We start from the raw sequence: 4,091 nt of genomic DNA, 5'->3' as shown, positions 1-4,091 counted from the left end.
TAGGGTGTCAACCTTATTTAAAAAAAGACACTATATCAACACACAATACACACATGAAAGACACAACAAACAAAGACACAATGAACGCCGTCGACCGCATGATCGGCTTCCTCACCATGCGCTACGCCTTCCGCTACAACACCGTAATGAACTGCACAGAGTTTCGCCACACGGGCAGTACCTCCGACGGCTTCGAGCCGCTCGACCCACGCACGCGCCGCCGCATCATACTTGAGGTGCAGCGCGAGGGGATAGAGGTGAGCCAGAACGATGTGAACAACTACATCGAGTCGGACTATGTGCGTGCGTTCGACCCCGTAGGCGACTACCTCGCCTCGTGCGAAGGCGCATGGGACGGGCACGACCACATAGGCGACCTCGCCGGCACCGTGCCCACCGACGCTCCGCTGTGGCGCGAGTGGTTCACCACATGGATGCTCGCCATGGTCGCCCAGTGGCAGAACACGCCAGGCAGACTCTACGGCAACAGCGTCGCGCCGCTGCTCATCTCGCCGCAGGGCTACAATAAGAGCACGTTCTGCCGCCAACTGCTGCCCGACGCACTAAGGTGGGGCTACACCGACAGTCTTGCCATCTCCGACCGCCGACAGGTGATGCTCGCCATGTCGCAGCAGCTGCTCATCAACCTCGACGAGTTCAACCAGATTTCGCCGCGCGTGCAGCAGGGCTTTCTGAAGAACATCATACAGCTGCCCTCGATAAAGGCGAAACGGCCTTATGGCACACGCATCGAGGAACTGCCGCGCAAGGCGTCGTTCATCGCCACGAGCAACATGACCGACATCCTCGCCGACCCGTCGGGCAACCGTCGCTTCATCGGCATCGAGCTGACGGCACCCATCGACACCACCCGTGTGCCCAACCATCGCCAACTCTTCGCCCAGGCGCTGCAGCTCTTGCGCAACGGACACCGCTGCTGGTTCGACAAGGCGGAGACCGAGCAGATAATGCTCTGGAACCGCCGCTACGAGGTGCAGGAACCTGCCGACCAGTATTTCGACCTCTGCTTCGCGATAGCGCAGGATCCGCTCGACGAGAATGCCGAGTGGATGTCGGCGGCGGAAATATTCGACGTAATAAAGCGTAAGGTGGGTGCCTCGCTGAAGGTGAACAGTCTGATTTCGTTCGGGCGAAAGCTGGCCAACCTACAGGGTATGCGCCGCCGCAAGTGCGAAACCGGCGCGCGCTACCTCGTTGTGCGTCGAGATGCGTAGGCTGCCATGTCTTATGACTGGTAGATGAACTGGTAGATAGGCTGATAGATACTGCTGGTCGGGGCAGCATCTGTCAGCCTTCAAGTCGCTGATAATTAGCGGTGTACAGGCAATGCTGACAGATATGACACTTTTTATAATAAAAACCCTCGGTCATTAGGAATTCTCCGTGTCGTACGGAAAAGAGAATTCCTAATAACCGCTTTGAGTTAAAAGAATCTGTTTTTACCCGATTGCGTTTAACCTTGTTCAAGTATTTTCTTGTCTGTCAAGAAATCCAACAGTCCGACAGTCAACACACCAAGTTCGTCCTCCTTGCGATGAATGTCATCACCAACAATGACAATCTTACGAAAGTGGTCATTGATTGACAATAATGGGCGACGTTCTTGCTGTTCCTTTTCTGGCGTAGGCATGTGGAAAGCCGACTGGATATACACTCTGTATGGAGGGCGGTTCACCACAAAGTCTACCTCCAACTGTTTTCTGACAAACTTACCGTTCTCATCCTTGCCACCAAGTTCAACCAATCCTACGTCCACATTATATCCTCGACTGCGAAGCTCATTATAGATAATGTTTTCCATAATGTGTGTTTCCTCCTGCTGACGATAGTTAAGAATGGCTGCACGAATACCGATGTCTGCGAAGTAGTATTTCGTCTCGGTACCAATATATTTTCTGCCTTTCACATCATAGCGCAAAGCTTCTTCTATCAAGAAAGAGTCTTTCAGATAGTCAATGTATTGTTTTATAGTGTCTCTTTTTATGGTTACCCCTTGTGAAGATTGAAAGGTATTGGCTATTCTCGTTGGATTGGTTGACGAACCAATGCCAGAGGCTATAACACGCACCAATTCCTTCATTCCTTCAGGATTACGCAGATGGTTGCGCTCAATTACGTCACGCAGATAGGTAGTTTCATACAGACCACGCAAATAGTCTGTTTTCTTTTCTTCCGTTTCAAGCAAAGCCACCTGTGGCAGTCCTCCAAAAGTATAGTAATCCAACCAAGCTTTGCGAATATCTCCACCAATACCACTAAAGTATTCGTCAAAGGTGAGAGGCCAGATGCGTATCTCGTCACCTCTGCCTCGGAACTCAGTCACAACATCACTTGACAGGAAACGAGAGTTTGAGCCTGACACATACACATCTACATTCCTCATGTGTGTCAAGCTAAGAATAACCTCCACAAATTCTTCTACCAACTGTACCTCGTCCAAGACTATATAATAAGGTTTGCCATCATCCACAACCTTTGAATCTATATAGTCGAGCAAGGCATCAGGCTTTCTCAACCGTCTGTTTCGGAAATCATCAAGTTGTATTTCGATGATGTGATTATCAGTCACACCATGTTCCAACAGCCAGTTATGCCAGATATCAAACAGCAGGAAAGACTTTCCACATCGTCTGACACCTGTTATAATCTTCACAAGTCCATTCCCACGTCCTGCGATAAGTTCATCCAGATATTTCTTACGTTCAAATATCATATTAGAGTACTATTTTTGATATTGGTATCATATTTTACACCGCAAAAATAATTGTTTTATCCCAAAATCCAGCACAATCAATGGAAAAACTGCGTTTACCAAGTAAAAAACAGCAAAATGTTGCATCGTAAACTACACAAAATGCTTTTTAGAACAAAGGGTATGATAGGTAATATACGTTAAATATTTACCTTTTCGTATCTAATCAGAATCCACACAGTCACTTTTCTACCGTTTAGAACGTATAATACTGATAATCAACTAATAATAGAAACATTGTCTGTTTGTGTCAGAATGACCTTCATTTAACACCCATTTCCAACTCGGTATTATTTCAATTCTTAATCCATCACGCTCTATTTCGCCTTCGTCCTCGTATGTAATAATCATAGCTTTTTTAAGAGTATATAGAGAGTTTAGAGCTACGAGTGCTTTTGTCTCACGTTCAATTGTCACCGCGTCGCTCATTCTATAACTCGCTTGAATAGCCAACCCTTCGTCGGGTATATAGAAGTCGACCTCTATATTGCGATTGAAATAATATACGCTCTTATTATATCTCTTATATAGAGTAATTTGCTCAGTCTGTTCAACGAACAAGGCTGCATGACGCTCTCTGCCAAACGGCGCACACAAAGACGCAAAGCATCTTCATTTTTAATCTTATGGCGCACTATCAAATCGTTAAAGAAGATACGGTTGTATAAACTATTTAGCCAGATACGTTTCTCACGGAAGTATTCGGTACGACAAAATAAAAACAATGGATTTTATTCGGTGTTGGCGAATAATATTTAACCGAAGATAGAAACCCTGCATTGACGTTCCCTGCTTAATATCCCAAGCGCGACGTATCGACGCTTCCTGCGTTCTGCTCCTTGAAGTTGCGGAACTTGTACGTGAACGAAAGGAAGATACTGCGACGGTAGAAGCGTACGTCGGTAGTCTGACGCTGTGTATAGAACTTCTCCTTCAGCAGCGGCATACCGCTCTCAAAGATGTCCGACACGTTCAACGCCACTACGGCATGATTCTTTAGGAACTGGCACTTCAGACCTGCATCCAGATTCCACTGGCGGCTGTAGTTCCACAGACCGACAATGGTAGGCGTGCGGAAGAAGGCGTTGACATCAAGAGCCACCATAGGCTTGCGCGAGAAGGTGAACGTGTTGGAGAGGTTGAGCATCGTAGCCCACTTGCTGCGGTCGAACGAGTAGCCATACCAGTCGCTGCTCTTGTAGCGGTCCTTATAGCACGTGAGCACATAGTTGGCATTATACCACTTGCCGATGCTAACGGGCACTGTTGCCGTCAACTGCAGAGACGAGGTATAGTCGATGTTGAAGTTCTTTGACAC

Annotated in this window: 3 protein-coding genes; 1 reads left to right on the top strand and 2 read right to left on the bottom strand. The window is 47.6% G+C overall.

Annotation, left to right across the window (positions count from 1 at the left end):
- Positions 1 to 53: 53 nt before the first annotated feature.
- Positions 54 to 1,235 carry a VapE domain-containing protein gene (locus tag HMPREF0673_RS12920; protein WP_007903337.1) on the top strand — a complete coding sequence of 394 codons (1,182 nt, stop codon included), beginning with the start codon at positions 54 to 56 and terminating at the stop codon, positions 1,233 to 1,235.
- A 239-nt stretch (positions 1,236 to 1,474) separates the two neighbouring features.
- Here HMPREF0673_RS12920 and HMPREF0673_RS12915 read toward each other — a convergent pair whose 3' ends face one another.
- Both HMPREF0673_RS12915 and HMPREF0673_RS12905 read right to left on the bottom strand, forming a co-directional pair.
- Positions 1,475 to 2,734 (bottom strand): ATP-binding protein, encoded by a 1,260-nt coding sequence (locus HMPREF0673_RS12915; protein ID WP_007903336.1) that lies wholly within the window; start codon positions 2,732 to 2,734, stop codon positions 1,475 to 1,477.
- 832 nt (positions 2,735 to 3,566) lie between these two features.
- Positions 3,567 to 4,091: outer membrane beta-barrel protein (locus HMPREF0673_RS12905; protein WP_245544259.1), on the bottom strand; the 525-nt coding region annotated here is incomplete at its 5' end.

Source organism: Leyella stercorea DSM 18206 (assembly GCF_000235885.1).
In the GTDB taxonomy this organism is placed as follows: Bacteria; Bacteroidota; Bacteroidia; order Bacteroidales; family Bacteroidaceae; genus Prevotella; species Prevotella stercorea.
The sequence above is the reverse complement of the archived record's forward strand: the minus strand, read 5'-3'. Positions and strand labels throughout refer to the sequence as shown.

What these genes read in the sequence shown, in the direction of transcription:
- HMPREF0673_RS12920 (WP_007903337.1), top strand. Translation starts at nt 54, where the DNA reads ATGAAAGACACAACAAACAAAGACACAATGAACGCCGTCGACCGCATG.
- HMPREF0673_RS12915 (WP_007903336.1), bottom strand. Translation starts at nt 2,734, where the DNA reads ATGATATTTGAACGTAAGAAATATCTGGATGAACTTATCGCAGGACGT.